The 21,697-nt window shown below is 70.3% G+C and carries 16 protein-coding genes; 6 read left to right on the top strand and 10 right to left on the bottom strand.

Annotated features, from left to right (window positions below):
* Positions 1 to 67: 67 nt before the first annotated feature.
* A complete protein-coding gene (locus K3769_RS13470) occupies positions 68 to 1,618 on the bottom strand; it encodes an MFS transporter (protein ID WP_267026672.1) in 1,551 nt (516 codons plus the stop codon).
* Between the two features lie 360 nt (positions 1,619 to 1,978).
* Between K3769_RS13470 and K3769_RS13465 the strand changes: the two genes are divergently transcribed.
* Entirely contained in the window at positions 1,979 to 2,944 is a 966-nt protein-coding gene (locus K3769_RS13465; RefSeq protein ID WP_267026671.1) for a helix-turn-helix transcriptional regulator, read from the top strand.
* 613 nt (positions 2,945 to 3,557) lie between these two features.
* On the opposite strand, the gene K3769_RS13460 is transcribed toward K3769_RS13465, so the two are convergent.
* The gene (locus K3769_RS13460) at positions 3,558 to 4,556 is read right to left on the bottom strand and encodes a sigma-70 family RNA polymerase sigma factor (RefSeq protein WP_267026670.1); all 999 of its coding nucleotides are present in this window, start codon (positions 4,554 to 4,556) and stop codon (positions 3,558 to 3,560) included.
* 178 nt (positions 4,557 to 4,734) lie between these two features.
* Here K3769_RS13460 and K3769_RS13455 point away from each other — a divergent pair, with 178 nt between their 5' ends.
* Positions 4,735 to 5,253, top strand: a complete 519-nt coding sequence (locus K3769_RS13455; RefSeq protein WP_267026669.1) for a GNAT family N-acetyltransferase — start codon at positions 4,735 to 4,737, stop codon at positions 5,251 to 5,253.
* A gap of 40 nt (positions 5,254 to 5,293) precedes the next feature.
* Here K3769_RS13455 and K3769_RS13450 read toward each other — a convergent pair whose 3' ends face one another.
* Positions 5,294 to 6,094, bottom strand: a complete 801-nt coding sequence (locus K3769_RS13450) for a dioxygenase family protein (protein ID WP_267026668.1) — start codon at positions 6,092 to 6,094, stop codon at positions 5,294 to 5,296.
* Between the two features lie 117 nt (positions 6,095 to 6,211).
* On the opposite strand from K3769_RS13450, the gene K3769_RS13445 reads away from it, so the two are divergent.
* Positions 6,212 to 6,715: a MarR family winged helix-turn-helix transcriptional regulator gene (locus K3769_RS13445; protein ID WP_267026667.1), complete on the top strand. Its 504-nt coding sequence runs from the start codon at positions 6,212 to 6,214 to the stop codon at positions 6,713 to 6,715.
* Positions 6,716 to 7,248: 533 nt separating this feature from the next.
* Here the strand turns inward: K3769_RS13445 and K3769_RS13440 are convergent.
* Both K3769_RS13440 and K3769_RS13435 read right to left on the bottom strand, forming a co-directional pair.
* The gene (locus K3769_RS13440) at positions 7,249 to 8,787 is read right to left on the bottom strand and encodes an MFS transporter (protein WP_267026666.1); all 1,539 of its coding nucleotides are present in this window, start codon (positions 8,785 to 8,787) and stop codon (positions 7,249 to 7,251) included.
* Between the two features lie 226 nt (positions 8,788 to 9,013).
* Positions 9,014 to 9,658 (bottom strand): TetR/AcrR family transcriptional regulator, encoded by a 645-nt coding sequence (locus K3769_RS13435; protein ID WP_267026665.1) that lies wholly within the window; start codon positions 9,656 to 9,658, stop codon positions 9,014 to 9,016.
* A 397-nt stretch (positions 9,659 to 10,055) separates the two neighbouring features.
* Between K3769_RS13435 and K3769_RS13430 the strand changes: the two genes are divergently transcribed.
* Together K3769_RS13430 and K3769_RS13425 are read left to right on the top strand one after the other, a co-directional pair.
* The gene (locus K3769_RS13430; protein WP_267026664.1) at positions 10,056 to 11,345 is read left to right on the top strand and encodes a M6 family metalloprotease domain-containing protein; all 1,290 of its coding nucleotides are present in this window, start codon (positions 10,056 to 10,058) and stop codon (positions 11,343 to 11,345) included.
* Between the two features lie 206 nt (positions 11,346 to 11,551).
* Positions 11,552 to 13,219, top strand: a complete 1,668-nt coding sequence (locus K3769_RS13425; RefSeq protein WP_267026663.1) for an IclR family transcriptional regulator domain-containing protein — start codon at positions 11,552 to 11,554, stop codon at positions 13,217 to 13,219.
* 121 nt (positions 13,220 to 13,340) lie between these two features.
* On the opposite strand, the gene K3769_RS13420 is transcribed toward K3769_RS13425, so the two are convergent.
* From K3769_RS13420 to K3769_RS13410, 3 genes are all read right to left on the bottom strand, one after another.
* On the bottom strand, positions 13,341 to 14,036 hold the full coding sequence (locus K3769_RS13420) for a ScbR family autoregulator-binding transcription factor (protein ID WP_267026662.1): 696 nt from the start codon (positions 14,034 to 14,036) through the stop codon (positions 13,341 to 13,343).
* A 109-nt stretch (positions 14,037 to 14,145) separates the two neighbouring features.
* Positions 14,146 to 15,447, bottom strand: coding sequence for a cytochrome P450 family protein (locus tag K3769_RS13415; protein ID WP_267026661.1), 1,302 nt, complete (start codon positions 15,445 to 15,447; stop codon positions 14,146 to 14,148).
* 84 nt (positions 15,448 to 15,531) lie between these two features.
* On the bottom strand, positions 15,532 to 16,440 hold the full coding sequence (locus tag K3769_RS13410; RefSeq protein ID WP_372514932.1) for a ScbR family autoregulator-binding transcription factor: 909 nt from the start codon (positions 16,438 to 16,440) through the stop codon (positions 15,532 to 15,534).
* 309 nt (positions 16,441 to 16,749) lie between these two features.
* Here K3769_RS13410 and K3769_RS13405 point away from each other — a divergent pair, with 309 nt between their 5' ends.
* On the top strand, positions 16,750 to 18,774 hold the full coding sequence (locus K3769_RS13405; protein WP_267026660.1) for an acyl-CoA dehydrogenase family protein: 2,025 nt from the start codon (positions 16,750 to 16,752) through the stop codon (positions 18,772 to 18,774).
* Between the two features lie 173 nt (positions 18,775 to 18,947).
* Here K3769_RS13405 and K3769_RS13400 read toward each other — a convergent pair whose 3' ends face one another.
* Positions 18,948 to 20,276, bottom strand: coding sequence for an enolase C-terminal domain-like protein (locus K3769_RS13400; RefSeq protein WP_267026659.1), 1,329 nt, complete (start codon positions 20,274 to 20,276; stop codon positions 18,948 to 18,950).
* A 59-nt stretch (positions 20,277 to 20,335) separates the two neighbouring features.
* A complete protein-coding gene (locus tag K3769_RS13395; protein ID WP_267026658.1) occupies positions 20,336 to 21,673 on the bottom strand; it encodes a gluconate:H+ symporter in 1,338 nt (445 codons plus the stop codon).
* Positions 21,674 to 21,697: the final 24 nt, after the last annotated feature.

The following is a 21,697-nucleotide window of genomic DNA, read 5'->3' as shown; positions in this document are numbered from 1 at the left end:
GTTTCGGGAAAGTAAACAGGTTCAGGCATCGATGTGGGCATGAACGGGCATGTACGGGTGTCTCTGCTCAGCCGACGAGTTCGGGCTCCTGGTCGTCAGCGAGGGTGAGCGCACTCGCCGCTCCGGGCGCGCCCTCCCCCGGCTCCGCCCCCTCCACGTGCTGGGCCGGGCGCTTCGGGAGGGCGGACATCAGGAGGAAGATGACCGTCATCACGGCGACCACCCAGACCATCGCGTGCTGGAAGGCGTCGACGAACGCGGGGCCGACCTCCGACGGGGTCGGCCGGTCGGGCATCGCGCCGAAGAAGACGACGGAGACCAGGGCGAGGCCGAGGGCGTTGCCCATCTGCTGGACGGTGTTGATCAGGCCGGACGCCGAACCGGCGTGCTCGCGCGGCACCTCGGAGAGGACCGCGTCCGTCAGCGGGGCCACGATCAGGCCCATGCCGAGGCCCATCACGATCAGCGGGAGCGCCATCTGCCAGGGGGCGATGGACAGGCCGTACCGCTCGGACTCCCAGATGTAGAGCAGCACACCGGCGGCCATGGTGAGCGCGCCCGCCTGCAGCACCTTCCGGCCGAACCGCGGTACCAGCTGCTGCACGGAGAGCCCGGCCGCGAGGGACACCGCGATCGAGAACGGTACGCCCGTCAGGCCGGCCCGCAGCGGACTCCAGCCGAGGCCCGTCTGCATGTAGAGCGTCCAGATCAGGAAGAAGATGCCCAGACCGATCCCGAAGACGGTCTGGACGGCGATGCCCGCCGCGAAGCTCTTCACCTTGAACAGGGAGAGTTCGACGAGCGGCGAACCGTCACGCGCCGCCTTGCGCCTCTCGTACGCCACCAGCGCCCCGAGGACGACGAGGGAGCCGCCCATCGACACGTACCCCCAGGCCGGCCAGTCCAGCTCGCGACCGCGGATCAGCGGGTAGAGCAGCATCAGCAGGCCGAGGGTGACCAGGGCGACGCCGACGAGGTCGAGCTTCAGGGCGCGGGGAGCCTTGGACTCGGTGATGAACTTCTGACCGAGGATCAGGCCCGCGATGCCCACGGGGAGGTTGATGAGGAAGATCGGCCGCCACTCCAGGCCGAAGAGGTTCCACTCGGTGAGCAGCGCACCCAGGAGGGGGCCGGAGACCGCGCCGAGGCCCACGATCGCGCCGAACAGGCCGAAGACCTTGCCGCGTTCGTGCGCCGGGAAGGTGGCGTGCACGATCGACAGGACCTGCGGGACCATCAGCGCGGCCATCGCGCCCTGGAGGATGCGGGAGGCGACGAGCATGTCCGGGTTCACCGCGAAGCCGCAGAGCGCGGACGCGAGGGTGAAGCCGCCGATGCCGATGAGGAAGAGGCGCTTGCGGCCGTGGATGTCGCCCAGGCGTCCGCCGGTGATCAGGCCCGCGGCGAAGGCGAGCGCGTAGCCGGCGGTGATCCACTGGATCTGGCTGAACGTGGCGCCGGCGTCCCGCTGGATCGAGGGGATCGCGATGTTGACGATCGTCACGTCGACCAGGTCCATGAAGGCGGCCGTCATGACGATGGCCAGGGCGTACCAGCGACGGCGGTCCGTGGGGGCCTCCGGGGCGGGGGGTGCGGGGGTGCTGCTTGGCGAGGTCATGGTTGGAAGGTAGGGGGGATGTAGGTCAGGTGTTGTCCTAGTTGTGGGGTGCTCGGGGTGTTGGTGGGGGCGTTGGTGGGGGTGTTGGTGGGGGCATTGGGGTGGCCGGGGCGTGGGGATGGTGCGGGTGCGTTGGGGGTGGCCGCGCAGTTCCCCGCGCCCCTGAAGGCAAAGGATTGCGCCGTTCCCCGCGCCCCCAAAGGACGAAGGATTGCGCCGTTCCCCGCGCCCCTGAAAGCAAAAGACTGTGCCGTTCCCCGCGCCCCTGAAAGCAAAAGACTGCGCCGTTCCCCGCGTCCCTAAGGGGGCGGGCCCTGGGGTGGGGTGCTTGCCTGCGATGTCTGACCAGAGGGAGAGCCCATGAGTACGGATACTCCGGCACGGCTGTTGCAGTTGCTGTCGCTTCTGCAGACTCCTCGGGAGTGGCCCGGTGGGGAGTTGTCCGAGCGGCTCGGGGTGTCCCGGCGGACCGTGCGGCGCGATGTCGACCGGCTGCGGGAGCTGGGGTATCCGGTGCAGGCGACGAAGGGCGCGGACGGCGGCTACCGGCTCGTCGCCGGTAAGGCCATGCCTCCGCTCGTCCTCGACGACGAGGAGGCGGTGGCGATAGCGGTCGGTCTGCGGGCCGGTGCGGGGCACGCCGTCGAGGGTGTCGACGAGGCCTCGGTCCGGGCGCTGGCCAAGCTCGAACAGGTCCTGCCGAGCCGGCTGCGCCACCGCGTCTCCACCCTGCAGGCCGCCACCACACTCCTGACGACGGGCGACGGCGCCGGCATCGCGCCCGAGACGCTGACCACCATGGCGTCCACGATCGCGGGGCAGGAGCAGTTGCGGTTCGCGTACCGCGCGGGGGACGGGGCGGAGAGCAGGCGGCGGACGGAGCCGTACCGGCTCGTGTCGACCGGGCGCCGCTGGTATCTCGTCGCGTACGACCTCGGCCGCGAGGACTGGCGTACGTTCCGGGTCGACCGGGTCTCCGAACCCTTCGCGACCGGGGCCCGTTTCACGCAGCGCGAGCTGCCGACGGGGGACGCGGCCGAGTATCTGCGGCAGTCGATGTACCGGCGGCAGGAGACGTACGAGGTCGACGTGACGTTCGTGGCGTCGGCGGACTTCATCACGGCGCGGCTGCCCGCGTGGCTGGGGGCGCCCGAGCCGATCGACGACCGGCGGTGCCGGTTGCGGGCCTCGACGGGGGACGCGGTGGAGTGGATGGCCGTACGGCTGGCGATGGTGGACTGTGAGTTCACCGTGCACGCGCCGGCGGAACTCGTGGCCTGCGTGCGGGACTTGGGGGGACGGCTCAGCCGGGCCGTCGCGGGCTGACGGGCCGCGCGGGCGGGGAGGCGGCCCTGGAGGTAACCCCTGCCGGCGGACGGTGCGTTCGTCGGCAGGGGTTACCTCCGTGACACAATGTGTCGCCTGGGTCACCCCGGGGTTCAGGTTCGGGGTGGCCCAGTCGTCGTGTTCACGCGCCGTCATCGCGTTCGTAGTCCGCAGTCCGTACGGCCGGATGGGCGCGGAGACGAAGCCGAGCCCCGGCGCCAGGGGGGGAGGCGCCGGGACTCGGCTCTGGAAGAGTCCCGGCACCGGGGGGAGTGCGTCGGGACTCGGCTCTGGGGGTCCTGGAGTTTGTGCCCCGGGACCGATGGGTTGAAGCGGCTGTAAACGGACTTCTGTGCGACCCGGTGAGCCGCTCCGACCAGCCATGCCGTGGGGCATGGCCGACACGGAACTGCTCGTCCGGCCTGCGATAGGCTCGCCTGCCCCCGAAACACGAACCCAATCCTCTTGATGGGAAAGAATTTTTCTCAGCACGGTTCTCAGTGCGGATCGGGCCCGGGGCCGGGGCTCGAACCGGGGGCGGTATCGAGGCGTCGTCGGTTCCGGAACCGGTGCCGGAACCGGTGCCGGAGGCGAGGGCGGCGTCGCCGGGGGCCTACGCCGCGGCGTCGAACCCCGTGGACCGGGCCAGCTTCTTCAGTTCCATCAGCGCGTGCTTCTCGATCTGGCGGATGCGCTCACGGGTGAGGCCGTGCTCCTTGCCGACCTCGGTCAGCGTGCGCTCCCGGCCGTCCTCGATCCCGTACCGCATCTTGATGATCGAGGCGGTGCGCTGGTCGAGGCGGCCTATGAGGTCGTCCAGCTCCTCGCTGCGCAGCAGCGTCAGCACGGACTGCTCGGGCGACACGGCCGAGGTGTCCTCAAGCAGGTCACCGAACTGGGTGTCGCCGTCGTCGTCCACCGCCATGTTCAGCGAGACCGGGTCGCGGGCCCAGTCGAGGACGTCGACGACGCGCTCCGGCTTGGTGTCCAGCTCCGCCGCGATCTCCGTGGGCTCCGGATCGCGGCCGTGCTCGCGGTTGAACTCGCGCTGCACACGGCGGATCCGGCCCAGCTCCTCCACCAGGTGGACGGGGAGCCGGATGGTGCGGGACTGGTCCGCGATGGACCGGGTGATGGCCTGACGGATCCACCAGGTGGCGTACGTCGAGAACTTGAAGCCCTTGCGGTAGTCGAACTTCTCGACCGCGCGCACCAGGCCCGCGTTCCCCTCCTGGATCAGGTCCAGCAGCGGCAGGCCGCTGCGGGGGTAGCGGCGGGCCACCGCGACGACCAGGCGGAGGTTCGACTTGATGAAGACGTCCTTGGCCCGCTCGGCCTCGGCGACCAGCGCTTCGAGCTCCTCGCGGGACGCCTTCACCTTCGTGTCGGTGGTCACCCCGTCGAGAAGCTGCCGCGCGAAGACGCCGGCCTCGATGGTCTGCGACAGCTCGACCTCCTTGGCGGCGTCGAGCAGCGGTGTACGCGCTATCTCGTCGAGATACATGCCGACCAGGTCGCGGTCGGCGATCTCGCCGCCTACGACGCGAACACTGCGTGCCGCGTCGGTCTCGCCGGAGGCGGACTTACGACGGGCGACGGCACGGGTTGCCATGCGTGCTCCCTTACGATGGTGGGCTTGCGGGTCCTAGTGGTGGCTTCGGTGGCTCGGACACCCTCCCGAGTGCCCTGCTTCCAATGGAAACAACGACTGGAATCCGGACAGAATTCCCAACCCGGCCCTCGATTTTTCTGATCTTGCAGTACCCTGTGCCGCCGTAAAAGGAGGCGCGGTGCCGTCGGAACGTACAGAGGTCGAGGTCAGACCGGGAGTCGAGGCCGACCTCGGCGCGCTCACGGACATCTACAACCACTACGTCCTCGAGACGCCCGTCACCTTCGACACGGCGGTCTTCACCCCGGAGGAGCGACGTCCCTGGCTGCTCTCCCACCCTGAAGACGGCCCGCACCGGCTGATGGTTGCCGTGGAAACGGACTCACAGCGGATTCTGGGGTACGCCACGTCGAGCGAGTTCCGGCCGAAGCCCGCGTACGCGACGTCCGTGGCCATGACGGTCTACGTGGCTCCCGGCGCGGGCGGGCGGGGCATCGGCACGCGGCTCTACGAGGCCCTGTTCGACGCGCTCGCGGGCGAGGACCTCCACCGGGCGTACGCGGGGATCGCGCAGCCCAACGAGGCGTCCGTGCGGCTGCACGAGCGGTTCGGTTTCCGGTACCTCGGTACGTACCGGGAGGCGGGGCGGAAGTTCGGCCGGTACTGGGACGTGGCGCGGTACGAGAAGGATCTCTGAGGCCTGGAAAAGAGCCTCCGTGAGGAAGAGGCGGTCCCCGTCAGCCGTACTGCACCGAGCGCTTGGCCAGGCCCAGCCAGAAGCCGTCGATCACGGACCGTTGGGATGCCAGGTCACCGGCGGCGTCCGCCGCCCCCATGGTCACGAACAGCGGGGCGAAGTGCTCCGTGCGCGGGTGGGCCAGCTGCCCGGCCGGGGACTTGTGGAGGAAATCGAGGAGGCCGTCCACGTCCCCGGAGTCGAGCGCCTGGTGACCCCAGGCGTCGAACTCGGCGGACCAGCCGGGGATGCCGCCCTGGCGGAGGGCGGCGAGGTTGTGGGTGAAGAAGCCGGAGCCGACGATGAGGACGCCCTCGTCGCGCAGGGGGGCGAGCTTGCGGCCTATGTCCATGAGACGGCCGGGGTCCAGCGTGGGCATGGAGATCTGCAGGACCGGGATGTCGGCCTCGGGGAACATCTCCACGAGCGGGACGTACGCGCCGTGGTCCAGGCCGCGGTCCGGGATGTCCTGGACCGGCGTGCCGGGGGCGCGCAGCAGCTTGCGGACGGACTCCGCGAGGGCGGGGGCGCCCGGGGCGTCGTACCGCACCTTGTAGTAGTGCTCGGGGAAGCCCCAGAAGTCGTAGACCAGCGGGACGGGGGCGGTGGCGCCGAGGGCGAGCGGGGCCTCCTCCCAGTGCGCGGAGACCATCAGGATCGCCTTGGGGCGCAGGAGGTCGGCGGACCAGGCGGCGAGCTGGCCGGGCCAGACCGGGTCGTCGGCCAGGGGCGGGGCGCCGTGGGAGAGGTAGAGGGCGGGCATGCGCTCCACGGCGGGGTGTTCCTCGGTGGCAACGGACATGACTGCGGCTCCCTCTCGTGCTGCTCGAAGCGAGATTGCTTGAAGTATCAAGCTCTATGAGGCGGAGCCTACTCCCTACTTGTTTAAGATTCAAGAAGGGGCTCGTACAGTAGGTGTATGAACACGGCACCCGCTGACGAGCCGCGCTGGCTCAGTGACGAGGAACAGCGCACCTGGCGTGCGTTCATGCACGCGACCACGCTTCTTGAGGACCATCTCGACCGGCAGCTGCAGCGTGACGCGGGCATGCCGCACATCTACTACGGCCTGCTGGTGCAGCTGGTCGACGCGCCGCAGCGGCGATTGCGGATGACCGAACTGGCGATGAAGGCGAAGATCACGCGGTCTCGGCTCTCGCATGCGATCGCGCGACTGGAGAAGAACGGGTGGGTGCGGCGGGAGGACTGCCCGTCCGACAAGCGGGGGCAGTTCGCCGTTCTGACGGACGAGGGGTACGCCGTGCTCGAGCGGGTCGCTCCCGGGCATGTGGCCGCGGTGCGGCAGGCGCTGTTCGACCGGCTCACGCCCGAGCAGCAGAAGGCGCTCGGGGAGGCGATGCTGCTCATCGCGGAGGGCCTTCAGCCGGAGGGGGCGGGGGCGGACCTCCCCTGGCTGCGGTAGCCGTCCGGCTGGGGAGGTGCTTACCGGGGAGGGCGGGCACGCTGGTGCCGATCGCGCCGTTCCCCGCGCCCCTTGTAGGCAGGCCCCCGCTGCCCAAGGTGCGGGTCAGTGAGGGTTGCCCGCGCAGTTCCCCGCGCCCCTTAAAAGCAGCCTGTTGCCCGGCGCGGGACTCTGGAGGTTGAGCGCGCCGTTCCCCGCGCCCCTTAAAAGCAGCCTGTGGCCCAGGCGCAGCCCCGTGAGGGGCGCGGGGAACTGCGCGGGTAACGGCAACCGGGCCGCGCCCGCACGACAGCACCCCGAGCCCCAACTCACCCAGGGGCGCGGGGAACTGCGCGGGCAACCTCCATCGGGGCCGCACGTTGAAAGCGGCCCTCACCTACCCGCCGGGGAGCGCGCATGGATCTGCCCCGGCTCCATCACTCTCGGAGCCGAGGCAGATCGGGGTTCGTGCGTACGAAGGCGTCCCCACCCCAGCGTACGCACGAGGTCAGTGGGTGACCCAGTCAATGCCGGGCCCGCGCACCGCGAAGCGGCTAGTGGGCGATGACCGGCACCTTCAGGTCGTCCTCGACCCCGTCGACGGCCTCGTCGGACGACGCCACGTCGGCCGGGTGGGCGTTGACGAGGGTGAAGACGATCGCCGCCGCCGCGACGAGGATGCCCACGGCGAACCAGATCGCGTTGGTGTACCCGTGCACCTGCGCCTGCAGCTGCACGAGCTGCTGCTGGGACTGCGTGGTCGCACCGGCGATGTGGTCCTTGACGTACGCCGTGGTCGCCGAGGCGGCGATCGTGTTCAGCAGCGCCGTACCGATCGCGCCGCCGACCTGCTGCGAGGTGTTGACCATCGCGGAGGCGACACCGGAGTCACGCGGCTCGACACCCAGCGTGGCCAGGGACATGGCCGGCATGAACGCCGTACCCATGCCGAGGCCGAGGAGCAGCATGCCCGGCAGGAACAGGGTCGCGTACGAGGAGCCGATCTCCATCTGGGTCAGCACCAGCATGCCGAGCGCGGCGACCAGGAAGCCCGGGCCCATGAGCAGTCGCGCCGGGACGCGGGTCATCAGACGGGCGCCGATCTGCGTGGAGCCCGTGATCATACCGGCGATCATCGGCAGGAAGGCGAAACCGGTCTTGACCGGCGAGTAGCCCTTCACGATCTGCAGGTAGTAGGTCAGGAAGAGGAACAGACCGAACATCGCGATGATCGCGAGGCCGAGCGAGAGGTAGATACCGCCACGGTTGCGGTCGGTGATGACGCGCAGGGGCAGCAGCGGGGCCTTGACCTTGGACTCGACGAAGACGAAGGACGCGAGGAGCAGCGCCGACACGACGAACAGGCCGATCGTCATGGAGTCGCCCCAGCCCTCGGACTCGGCGCGCGTGAAGCCGTAGACCAGGGAGACCAGACCGAGGGTGGACAGGACGACGCCCGGGATGTCGAGCGGCGAGCGGTTGCGGCTGCCGGACGGCTCACGGATGACGAAGTACGCACCGGTGGCGGCGACGATCGCGAACGGGATGTTCACGAAGAACGTCCAGCGCCAGTTCAGGTACTCGGTGAGGAATCCGCCGAGGATCAGGCCGACGGCGCCACCGCCACCGGCGATCGCCCCGTAGATGCCGAACGCCTTGGCGCGCTCCTTGGCGTCCGTGAACATCACGGCCAGGAGGGAGAGCGCGGCGGGCGCGAGCAGCGCGCCGAAGGCACCCTGCAGGGCGCGGGAGCCGAGGAGCATCGCCTCGTTGGTCGCGGCGCCGCCCAGGGCGGACGCACCGGCGAAGCCGATCAGACCGGTGACGAAGGTGCGCTTGCGGCCCCACAGGTCGGCTATGCGGCCACCAAACAGGAGGAGTCCGCCGAAGGCGAGGGCGTAGGCGGTGATGACCCACTGCCGGTTGCCGTCGGAGATCCCGAGGTCCTGCTGGGCCGAGGGAAGGGCGATGTTTACGATGGTCGCGTCGAGCACGACCATCAGCTGGGCGATCGCGATGAACGCGAGCGCTTTCCAGCGGTTGGAATCGGGAGCCGGCGCCTTGGCGGCGGTGGCCGGGACTGTTTCAGACATGGGAGTACCCACTTCAGGACTTCGTGGCGAAAAAACGTGACGGAAGGGACGGCTCGTCACCGGTGACGTCTTCGTCGACTTCGTTGTCGACGCCCTCCTCGACGTCCTTGTCGATGACGACCGGTGGCAGTGGTGTGAGTAGTGACTCTCGGAGTACGCGAATCTGATCGGTCGGCCTGCCGGTCTCCCGGTCCCCCCGGTCGGGCAGGTCGGTCTGGCTAGTCGGTCATGCTCGGCGGAGATCCTCCATGGTCGCGGCCGCACCCGGCAGTTCGGAGCGGGCGGGCGCCCGTAGCCCGTCCAGGAACAGTTGCAGGTGGCGGTGGACGAAGCGGTCCATGTTCGGGCACGCGGTGCCCGGCAGGGGCCGGGTGAGCTGGGTGAGGGCGACCATGAGGTCCCCGACGGCGACGTCGGGGCGGAGCTGGCCCGCCAGGCGGGCGCGTTCCATGAGCGTCTCGATCAACTCCTCGACCCGTACGCGCGAGGCGACCAGGTCGGGGTGGTTCGCGTCGAAGGTCGCGGAGAGCATCGGGCACAGGGCGCCGATCCGCTCGTCGGCCGAAGCGTGCACGAACCGTGACAGCGCCTCGAAGGCGTCACCGGTCTCGGCGAGCATCTGCTCGACCTGTTCCGAGACGCGGTCCATGACCGAGCAGACGACCTCGCGCTGGAGGGCCGCCCGGTCCGGGAAGTTGCGGTACAGCGTGGCGTTGCCGATACCCGCGCGGCGGGCGATCTCGTCGAGCGGCACCTCGGCACCGAACTCGACGAACATCTCCCGTGCGGCGGCGACGATCCGCTCCCGGTTGCGCAGAGCATCGGCCCTCGGGCGGGGCACCTTGCGCTGAGCGACGGTTGCGGTCTCCACGGCGTCCTCCTTCGAAGTCTTCTCGGTCGGTCGATCTCGGCTGTGCGATCTCGGTCGGTCGAGCTCAGTCAGTCGAGCTCGGTCAGCCGATCTCGGTCAGCCGATCTCAACTGTTCGATCTCGTCTGTTCGATCTCGATTGTTCGTGTCGCCCGTCCGATCCGGGGAGCACCTCCCCGCATCGTGCGGACACAGGTCTAAACGGGGAGACGGTCCCCGGTTATTTCCCGATCCCGAAGAGATTCGATGTGACCTGAGTCACAGATCATCTCGGGGTGGTTTGCCGCCCGTCTCCCACGATCGGTCTCCTCCAGCGCGCGCCCTCGCATCCGGCGGCACAGGGTGATCGGACAGGGTGCAGCCACAAACGGCAGGCTGCCCGGAGCGAAGGGCTTCGTATGCAGCCGTCCAGCCGCCGGATACGCCCGCGCCGCCGCACCGCAGCCCTCGTCTCGGTCACCGCCCTCACGCTGGCGGTCAGCACCTCCGCGGGGTCCGGGCATCCGACGGCCGGCTCGACCTCGGCGGCGGGCCCGGTGGCACCGGCGGCCGGCACCTCCCCGCTCGGTCCCTGCATGATCAGCGGCTCGACGGGCGTGCAGATGTCGGAGGGCATCCCCACCCCCACGGGTTACGCCCGCTCCACCGGCACCGTCCGCGCCCTCAACCTGATGGTCGACTTCTCCGACGCGCCCGGCCAGGGCAGGGCGCTCGACCGCTTCGGCGAGTTCTTCCCGCAGACCACCGACTGGTTCCGCACCAGTTCGTACGGCCGTCTCGACTACCGTCCGCAGGCCCCGATAGGCGACTGGCTGCGTATGCCCAAGCCCTTCAAGGAGTACGGGATAGAACGCGGCGCCCCCTTCGATCCCGGGTACCGCGAGCTGGTGCAGGACATCGTGAGCACCGCCGACCCGAAGGTGAACTTCCAGGACTACGACCTGCTGAACGTGCTGATCACCCCGAACGCCGGCCCCTCCGCCCTGGACACCGTCCTCTCCGTCACCTTCGCGGGCAACACCGAGGCGCCGGTCGCGGACGGGGTGCCCGTCGCCAACGCGTCGTTCGTCTACAGCCGTCAGGACGACGGTTCCGGCACGTACACCGAGACCGGTTACCGCGTACTCCCCCACGAGAACGGGCATGTCTTCGGGCTGCCCGACCTCTACACCCAGGACGGCGGCGGCGCGGTCGGGCACTGGGACATCATGAGCGAGGACTGGGGGGCCGACAACGACCTGCTGGGCTGGCACAAGTGGAAACTCGGCTGGCTCGACGACTCCCAGGTCAGCTGCGCGGCCTCGCCCGGGACGACCGAGCATGTGCTGACCCCGCTGACCGAGCGCGGCGGCGGCGGCAAACTGCTCTTCGTGCCGGTCGACGCGAAGACGGGGTACGCGGTCGAGCTGCGCACGCAGGCGGGCAACGACGAGGCGGTCTGCAAGACGGGCGTACTGATCTACAAGGTGAACGCGGACGTCGACACCGGCCACGGCCCGATCTCGGTCGTCGACTCCACGAAGGACAGCGGCGGCTGCACCCGCAGCCCCAACGTCCACGCCGAACTCTCCGACGCCCCCTTCTCCCCCGGCCAGTACTTCAAGGACCTGGACTCCGGCATCCGCGTCACCATCGCGGGCAAGGACCCCAAGGGCAACCACCGCGTATACGTAACCCGAGGCCCCTGAGGGGCACGGGGAACAGGCAACGGCGCAATCCCCTACCCAGGGGCGCGGGGAACGGCGCAATCCTTTGTCTTTGGGGGCGCAGCCCCAGGGGCGCGGGGAACTGCGCGACCGGCCCCACCGGCCCCACCGGCCCCGGGGGTCAAGTACGACACCCCGCCCTCCCCCTCCCATTCATTACCGTGGTCGGCACACCGTTATGGGGAGCCATGCCACCGACCCACCTCACCCCGGCCAAGCCCGACGCAGTCGAACCCGCCGAGGCGGTAGCCCCGCTGATACGCGGCGTCACCGTGCTGCACCGCCTCACCGAGGCCGGCGGCACCCAGAGCCTCAGCGCCCTGGAGAAGACCACCGGACTCGCCAGATCCACGGTGGACCGCATCGCGGCGACGCTCGCCCGGATGGGATACCTGCGCCTGGACGGCCGCGACGCCGTACTCACCCCACGGCTGATGGAGCTGGGCAACGCCTACCTCGCCGCCCTGCAACTCCCCCGCCTGCTGGACACCCGCGCCGACGCCCTCGCGGACGAACTCGACGAGTCGGTCTCCCTCGCGGTCGCCGACCGGGACGGCATCCGCTTCATCCACCAGGCCACGCGCCGACGCGCGATGTCCCTGAGCTTCCGTATCGGCGACCTCCTGCCGGCCGAACGGACGGCGCCGGGCCCGCTGTTCGCCACCGAGTGGACCCTGGAGGACTGGGCGCGGTGGCGGGACAGACGGGCGGCGGACCCGCGGGACCAGGGCTTCCCGGCGCTGCCCCCGCGCGAACACCCCACCCCGGACACGGAGTTCGAGGAGCGGACCCACCAGGCGGGCACCCGGGGCTGGGCCCTCGACGACCAGCTGATCGAACCCGGCCTGGTCGCCGTCTCGATGCCCGTACGGGACCGGGGCGGCCGTGTCGCCTGCGTGGTGAGCGTGGTGAGCCACACCAGCCAGCACAGCGCGCAGTCCCTGCGGGAGACCATGCTGCCGCGGCTGCGGGCGACCGTACACGCCATGGAACGGGATCTGCGCGACGCGCCCGCCCGGCCACCCGCCGCTCCGGCCGGGCTCGCCACCTGGACCGGCGCCTCGAAACAGGAACTGGGCCGGGAGTTCATCGAGTCGCTGGCCCGCGGGCTGACCGTGATCACGGCGTTCGGCGAGGGCCGCGACGAGCTGACGCTCACCGAGGTGGCGCAGGCGACCGGGCTCGCCCGGGCGACGGCACGGCGGGCGCTGATCACGTTGGAACACCTGGGCCATGTCGCGTCCCGTGGCAGGCACTTCACGCTGACGCCCCGCGTCCTGTCGCTCGGCTTCCCGCCCCTCTCCCGTACGACGCTGCCGCAGATCGCGGCCCCGCACCTCGCCGATCTCGCGGGCCGGCTGCACGACTCGGCGTCCCTCGCGGTGCTGGCGGGCGACGAGATCCAGTACACGGCACGCGTCGCCACCAGTCGCATCATGAGCGTCAACATCACGGTCGGCACCCGACTCCCGGCGTACGCGACCTCGCTGGGACGGGTGATGGTGGCGGACCTCTCCCCGGCCGGGCGGGGGCGGTTCCTGACCGGCCGCCTCGACGCGCTGACCCCGCACACGGTCACGGACCCGGCCGCGCTCGCGGCCACCCTGGACCGCGTACGGGAGGCCGGTTACGCGCTGGTCGACGGGGAGTTGGAGGAGGGGCTGCGGTCGATCGCGGCGCCGGTCCGGGATCGTACGGGGGCCGTCGTGGCCGCCGTCAACGTGGCCATGCACAGTTCCCGCCGGACGGTCGAGCGGTGCGTGGCCGAGGTGCTGCCGGAGTTGTCGGCGACGGCGGGTCTGATCGAGGCGGACCTGCGCGTGGCGGGCCGCTTCACCCGCGTCCCCGCCACGTAACGGGCGGGACGGGGCTTGAACAGGGCACGTAGGGCCGGTCGCGCCGTTCCCCTCGCCCCCAGGGGCCGCGCCCCCGAAGACAAAGGATTGCGCCGTTCCCCTCGCCCCCAGGAGCCCGGTGTCACGCGCTCTGGCGGGACACCGCCCGGTGCAGCGGCGCCACCGCTTCCGGCGGCGCCGTCCCCTCCCGGCGGCGACCCGAGGCGACCAGTTCCTTCAGGGTCGGCTCCGCCGCCAGGCGCGGCAGCAGCAGGGCCCAGAAGCGGGTCAGCATGGACTGGGAGAGCCACTGCGCGTTGCGGCTGCCCAGCGCCCCGAAGCCGACCGTGGCCGCGACCACCGCGTGAGCGGCGTCCTGCGGCGCCACGTCCCGCGCCAACGCGCCCTCCCTGGCCGCCTGGACCAGCAGACTCTCGACCCACGCCTGCCAACGCCGCCGCAGATCGGCGCCGGGCACCGGGACAGGACTCTCGCTCAGGTCGAAGCCGGCCCGCAGGATCACATCGTGCCGCAGCCCCCGCAGGAGGGCGTGCGTCGTGTCGACGAGCACCTGCAACGGCCCCCCGCTCCCGGCGGCCTGCCCCCGCGCCGCACCCTCATGGGTGATCTGGCGCAGCCGCTGCGCCGCCGCCTCCCACACCGCCGCGGTCAACGCCGCCTTGCTGGCGAAGTGGAAGTGCAGCGCGCCGTTGCTGACGCCCGCCCGGGTGCTGATCGTGGACAGGGACACGACGTCGAAGCCGTCCTTGCTGAACAGTTCGGCAGCCGATTCGATCAACGCGTTGCGCGTACGCACCGCTCGCTCCTGCTGGGCCATCAGAACGCTCCGTTGCTGCGAGGGCATGCCGGAAAGGCAGCATCACGTTAACAAACCGCACGGGCGGTTTCTATAGCGCGTACGGCTTCTCGCGCGGCTTCTTGCATGGTTACGAGGCCGCCGAGAGCAGCACCGGCAGTGAGCCGTAGCCGTTCACGATGAAGGACTCCACGGGCTCGATCCCCTCCACCGGCACCGCCAGGGACAGTTGGGGGAAGCGCCCGAACAGCGCGGCCAACGCCACCCCCGCCTCGATCCGCGCGAGCGGTGCCCCCAGGCACCGGTGCACCCCGTAGCCGAAGGCCAGGTCCTCGCGCCGGCCCGGCCGCAGCACGTCGAAGACGGCGACATCGTCCCCGTACGCCTCGGGATCGCCACAGGCCGCCGCGAAGGAGACGAGGATGGGATCCCCCTGCCGGATCACCACGGCGTCCGCCCCGGAGCCGCCCTCCGCCCCACCGTCCGGCGCGCCGCCCGCCCCACCCTCCGGTCCGCTCTCGCCCAGCGTGATGTCGTCCACCGCGAACCGCATCGGCGAGTACGCCGCCGGGCTGTGCACCCGTAGCGTCTCGTCCACCGCGTCCGCCCAGGTCGCCCGTCCCTCGCGTACGTGGGCCAGTTGGTCCGGGTGTGCGAGCAGCGCGCCGACGGCGTTGGTGATGAGGGTGCAGGTCGTCTCCTGGCCCGCGGCGATCATGAGATAGAGGGTGCCGAGAAGTTCCTGCTCGGTGAGCCCGCCGTCCTGGTCGCGCGCCTCGATCAGCGCGGACGTCAGATCGCCGCCGGGACGCTCCCGCTTCTCGGCGACGACGCGCGCCAGCATGCCGAAGACCTCCACCTGCGCGGCGGCCATCTCCACCGCCGGCACCGCCGTACCGAACACCAGCTCCAACGCGGTGCACAGGGGTTCGCGCGCCTCATCCGCCACCCCGAACAACTCGCAGATCACCCGCATCGGCAGCAACTTGGCGAACTCGGCCCGCAGGTCGATCCGTTCACCGGCCGGACGGGCGGCCAACTCGTCCAGCAGTGCGGCCGTCAGTTCCTCGACGCGCGGTCGCAGGGCCTCGCTGCGGCGAGCGGTGAACGCGCCCGCGACCAGCCGCCGCAGCCGGGCGTGGTGCTCTCCGTAGGCGAACAGCATGTTCTCGTTGGCGACCCACGGATACAGCGGCCACTCGGCGTCTATCCGCCCGTCGACGAAGGCGGGCCAGTGCTGCCGGGCGTCCTTGGACACCCGCGGATCGAGGAGGAGTTGCTTGACGTACTTCTGCCGGACGACCGCCCAGGCGGCCACCTTGCCCGGCAGTTCCACCGCCGCCGCCGGCCCTCGCGAGCGCAGCTTCCCGGCCTCCGAGGAGAGGTCGCGTCCCGTCACGTCCAACGCGTACGGGCAAGCGGGCATGTCCATCCGTGCACTCCGTTCGGTAGGTCGTCCACACGCCCCGCCGACACGGGGAGGCGTCTTAACGGGGCGCCCGGCCGGCTCGTCCTCTCACTGGCCGGCGGTCACGGCCGCTACCGGCCACCCGGCCCGCGACGCCTTCGGTCCCCCGTCCGCGGCCCCCTCCGCCACTTCGCTTCCGGGCCCGAGGCCGACACCGGCTTCGGACTCGGCACCGGACTTGGACTCCGAGTCGGAGTCGGAGTCCGCATCCCCTTGCGACTCCGCATCCCCTTCCGACTCCGTATCCCCTTCCGGCTCCGTATCCGCCTCCGCCTCCGACTCCGCGTCCGCTTCCGCCTCGCGCAGTCGCATCGCGTCCGCGTGGACGCGGGTCGCCCGTTCCGGTGAGAAGTCCAGCCGTACGAGGATCCCGGGCACCGCGATCGACGGCATCAGGTGCCGGTAGAGGTCGGCCACCCGCTCCGCCAGGTCCGCGCGGCCCGTCATGATCCGCGACAGCACCTGGACGCCCGTGAAGGCGCCGACGAACAGCTTGGCCAGCGCGTCCACGTCGGCGTGCGGCAGCACCTCACCCCTGGCCTTGGCCTCCCGGAACAGGGCGTGGGTGTGTTCCTGCCAGGCCTGCATGGGAACCCGGCGGTTGAGATGGTCCTTGGGGGAGCCCTGGTCCACGGTGAGCCGCACACTGCCCTGCACGATCGGGTCCCCGGTGTCCTGCTTGAGCAGATACGCGAGCAGCAACGCCTCGTCCAGCGACTGCTGCAGTTTCAGCTCCTGTTCGGGCACGCGCGGCAGGGAGTCGACCTGTCCCGCGAGGACCGCCTGGGCCAGCTCCTCCTTGGAGGTGAAGTGGAAGTAGAGGGCGCCTTTGGTCATGCCGGACTTCTTGAGGACGTCCGAGATGGTCGCCGCCTCGTATCCGACCTCGTCGAAGACCTGGGCCGCCGCGACGAGGATCGCGCGTCGTGTCCGGATCGCTCGCTCTTGCCGCGCCACGGGGAACCTCCGTACCATCCCGCTCACCGGGAAAAGAGACCAAGAGGTCCGTACCGTACGCCCACGACCTCGCGGCATAGAATAAAACCAGCCGAACGGTTTCTCAAGGATTCCTCCGGCCCGAACGCGTCGCGCCGTACTGAGCTGCGACGGCGACGAGTTGCCGTCGATCGGCGCCTCCGGGACTCCCGATGCTTCTGGTTGATCCCCTCCACCTCGCACCGGCCACCTTGAAAAGAAAACCGGTTGGTACGTATCTTTGTGGCGCAGTGGTCCGCATCCGACCAGTCCCACACCCTGGGGAGTTCGATGTCCGTGCCCGCACACACCAAGACCCACCCCGTGGCCGACGAACTGGCCCGGCTCCTCTTCGAGGGCGCTGACCGCGAGCGCGTCCACGGGGCCTGGCGCAGGCTCGTCCGCGGCAGGGAGTTCGCCTACCGGGCGGAGTTGTCGCCGCAGGAGCGGACGGCGCTCTCGTACGAGCGGCTGCGGCTGCTGAACGAGCGGGTGGGCGACCCGGTGGAGCTGGCGGCCGACCCGTACCGCCTCGCGGGTCTGCACGAGTGGACGGGGCCGGTGGACGGCGGGCTGACCACACTCGCGAGCATCCACTACAACCTCTTCCTCGGCAGCGTCCTCGACCACGACGGGGGCCGCGACAGAGACCTCTCCCCCTTTACGTCCCTGCAGAGCACAGGAACGTTCCTCTGCACGGAGTTGGAGCACGGCAACGACGTGGCGTCGATGGAGACGGTCGCGGTGTTCGACCGGGGGACGGGCGGTTTCCGGCTGACCACGCCGACCGAGGGCGCGCAGAAGTTCATGCCCAACACCAGCCTGACCGGCGGGCCCAAGACGGCCGTGGTCGCGGCCCGCCTCCTCGTCGACGGCGAGGACCGGGGGACGTTCCTGTTCCTGACCCCGCTCAGCGACGAGAGCGGCCACCTGCCCGGCGTACGGGTCCGTCCGCTGCCGCAGCGCACCGGCACCCCGGTGGACCACTGCCTCACCTCCTTCGACGAGGTGTGGCTGCCGCGCGAGGCGCTGCTGGAGGCCGAACACGGGCGGCTGTCCACCGACGGGACCCTGACCAGCAGCCTCGGCAACAGACGCAAGCGGCTCCTGCGCTCCATCAACCGCGTCACCATGGGCAAGCTGTGCATGAGCGCCGGCACGCTGGGGATGTCCCGCGCGGCACTGACGATCGCGGTGCGGTACGCCCACAGCCGGCTGCTGGCCGGTCCGAAGGCGGGCGAGCGCATTCCGCTGGCGGCCCACCGCAGCCATCACGGGCGGCTGCTGCACGCGCTGGCGACGGCGTACGCGATGACGTTCCTGCACCGGTCGACGGTGAGCCGGTTCGCCGCGCACGCGGAGGAGGAGCGGGCGGAGGTGGAGCGTGAGGTGGCCGTGGCCAAGGGATGGATCACCTGGCAGGCGCGGGCGATCACGACCGAGTGCCGCGAACGCTGCGGCGCACAGGGGCTGTTCCCGGCCAACGGCCTCGCCGACCTCCCCCTGAACATCGAGGGCGGCATCACCGCCGAGGGCGACAACCTGGTGATCTGGGTGAAGGCGGCGTCCGAGATGATCTTCGGCCACGAGGTGCCACGGCGGGGCGGCGCCGGGGGCGCTGACGCATCCGATGCGGCCATCGAAGGCGTCAACTCAGCGGATGCCACCGGTTCCAGCGACTTCAGCAGCTCTACCGGTTCTACCGGTTCTACCGGTTCTACCGGTTCTACCGGTTCTACCGGTTCTACCGGTTCTACCGGTTCTACCGACGTCACCGGCTCCACCGGTTCCACCGGCTCTACCGACGTCACCGGTCGGGAGATCACCGAACTTGGCTTCCTGCGTGACCTGCTGGCCGATGTCGAGCACATCTGGCAGGACCGGGCGCGCGCCGCTCTGCGCGCGGGTCCCTCGGGGGACCCGGTCGGCCGGTGGAACGTGACCTCGGACGCGGCCCTGGAGATGGTCTCCGCGCATGCCCGCCTCCGGGCGGCCGACGCGTTCCTGGCCGCGATCGCCCGGACCGCGGATCCCCGGGCGGGCCAGCTGATGCGGAACCTGTGCCGGCTGTTCCTGCTGCGCCAACTCGGTCCGCACACGGGTGACTTGCTGGCCGAGGGCCGCCTCACGGCAGATCACGTACGCGGTCTGCCGAAGGCCGTCGACATGGTGCTGGGGGACCTTGCGCCGCACCTGATGACGCTGGTCGACGCGTTCGACCTGCCGGCGGAGGTACTGTCCAGCATCCCGATCGCCAGCGGGGGGTCCGTCGGCGGGGCCGACGTGAGCGAGAACTTGGTGGGCGCGACCCGGTGAGGGCTGAGTGCGCCGTTCCCCGCGCCCCTGGCGAACAACCACAGGCGCGCGGCCCTGCGATACGACGCGGCCCCAGCGACGGCTAGCTGCGCGGTTCCTCGCGCCCCCCACTCCCCCCAGGGGCGCGGGGAACGGCGCACTCAGCCCCACCCACCGTGGGCCGGCCCACACCCCTAACGCACCAAAGCAGGCCGCTTCGCGTCGAACTGCCAGTCCGGCACCAGGTACCGCATCCCGACCGCATCGTCCCGCGCCCCCAACGCCTCCTTCACATACAGCTCGTGCGCCGCGAGCAACCGCTCCACGTCCACCCGCACCCCCAGCCCCGGCGCATCCGGCACCGCGATCTCCCCGTCGACGATGCGAGGCGGACTGACGGTGAGCCGTTCCAGCCCCTCCTGCCAGATCCAGTGCGTGTCCAGCGCGTTGTACTCCCCCGGCGCCGCCGCCCCGCAGTGCGTCACCATCGCCAGCGAGATGTCGAAGTGGTTGTTGGAGTGACACCCCCAGGTCAGCCCCATCGCGTTGCACAGCTGAGCCACCCGCACGGACCCCTGCATCGTCCAGAAGTGCGGGTCCGCCAGCGGAATGGACACCGACTGGAGCGCCAACGCGTGCGTCATCTGCCGCCAGTCCGTGGCGATCATGTTGGTGGCCGTCGGCAACCCGGTCGCACGCCGGAACTCCGCCAGGATCTCCCGCCCGGAGTACCCGCCCTCCGCCCCGCAAGGATCCTCGGCGTACGCGAGCGTGCCGACCAGCGGTTTGCACAGCTCGACGGCCTCGCTCAGCGACCACGCCCCATTCGGATCCAGGGTGACCCGCGCCTGCGGAAACCGCTCCTTGAGCGCCCGTACGGCCTCGACCTCCTCCGCCCCCGCCAGGACCCCGCCCTTCAGCTTGAAGTCCCGGAAGCCGTAGAGGTCGTACGCCGTCTCGGCCTGCCGCACGATCGCCTCCGGCGTGAGCGCCTCCTCGTGCCGGACGCGGTACCAGTCGACGTCCGCGTCGAGCTCCCGCACGTACTCCAGATCGGTCCGGCCGGGATCACCGACGTAGAAGAGGTAGCCCAGGACCCGTACGGACGAACGCTGTTGGCCGTCCCCGAGCAGCGCCGCGACCGGTACGTCCAGGTGCTGGCCCAGAAGGTCCAGCAGCCCCGACTCGACGGCCGTCACGGCGTGCACGGTGGTGCGCAGATCGAAGGTCTGGGCTCCCCGGCCGCCCGCGTCACGGTCGGCGAAGCGGTCGCCGATCGCCCGCAGGACCCGCTTGTAGTCGCCCACCTTCGCACCGACGACCAGGGACTCGGCATCCCGCAGTGTCCGGGTGATCTTCTCGCCGCCGGGCACCTCCCCCAGTCCCGTACGGCCCTCGGAGTCCTTGAGGACGACGATGTTGCGGGTGAAGAAGGGGCCGTGGGCGCCGGAGAGGTTCAGCTCCATGCTGTCGCGGCCGGCGACGGGATAGACGGCGAACTCGGTGACGGTCGGCTGACTCATACGTATCGAAGACCCTTCGGAGCGGAGTGAGAGGGGGCGGTGCCCTTCCTGGGGGTGGCTCAGAGGCTGAGGACGTCGAGGACCCACTCCATCGCCAGCACACCGCCCAGGCCGAGGACCGCGAGCACGGTCGTATAGGTGGTACGCACCTTGATGGCCTCGACGACCGAAAGGTTGAAGTACTCCTTGAAGAGCCAGAATCCCGGGTCGTTGACGTGGGAGAAGGCGATCGAGCCGCAGGACACGGCGAGCACCATGATCTCGGGGTGGATCCCGCTGCCCGCGAGGAGCGGCAGCACCACGCCCGAGGCGGTGACGACGGCCACGGTCGCCGAGCCGAGCGCGATGCGGAGGATGACCGCGATGAGCCACGCCAGGATGATCGGCGAGATGGACCAGCTGTCGGTGGCGTCCTTGATGTAGTCGGAGATGCCGCCCTCGACGAGGACGTTCTTGAACGCGCCGCCCGCGCCGATGACGAGCAGGATCATCGCCATGGACTGGGCGGCGGAGGTGCAGGACGTGTTGACGTCCGCCAGGCTGCGGCCGATGCGCGGGCCGAAGGCCCAGATCGCCAGGAGCAGGGTCAGCATGAGCGCGATCGGCGCCGAGCCGATGAAGGCGACGAAGTGCAGGACGGGCCCGTCCCCGGAGGCCGCCATGTCGACGACCGCGGCGCCCGCGATGAGTACGACGGGGAAGAGCGCGACGGACAGCGACCAGCCGAGGCCGGGCATCTCGCCGTCCTCGAACTCGCGCTCGGTGACCAGGCCCTTGGGGATGGCCGGGTCCATGGCCCTGATGAACGGCAGCCGCGGCCACAGCAGGGCGATGAACGCGCCCACCGGGACGGCGATGAACAGGCCGTAGAACAGGGTGTGTCCGACGGAGGCGTGGAAGGTGGCGGCCACGGCGGTGGGGCCGGGGTGCGGCGGCAGAAAGCTGTGCATCGTGGACAGCGCGATCGACATCGGCAGGCCGACCCACAGCAGTTTCGCCCCGGTGACCCTGACGAGCGTGAACGCGATCGGCACGATGATGATGAACGCGACCTCGTAGAACATGGTCACGCCGATGAGCATGGACGTGACCACCATCGCCACCTGGACCCAGCGCGGCCCGAACGCGTCCAGCAGCCGGACGGCTATCCGCTGGGCGGCGCCGGAGTCCCCCATCACCCGGCCGACCATGGCGCCGAGCCCGATGACGAGCATGGTGTCGCCGATCTGGCCCCCGATGCCCTCCGAGAGGACGTCCGGGATGTCGGCCACGGGAATGCCCTGGACCAGGGCGACGCCCACCGCCACGAGCAGCAGCGCGGCGAAGCCGTTGAGTTTCATCCGGGTCATCAGGAACAGCAGCACCAGAACGCTGATCCCGACTACGAGCAGAGGCATGCAGTTCCCCTTTGAACTGGCCGT

The sequence above is a fragment of the Streptomyces ortus genome (assembly GCF_026341275.1).
GTDB classification, from domain to species: Bacteria; Actinomycetota; Actinomycetes; order Streptomycetales; family Streptomycetaceae; genus Streptomyces; species Streptomyces ortus.
Note: the sequence above shows the minus strand (reverse complement) of the source record. Positions and strands in the feature narration are given on the sequence as shown.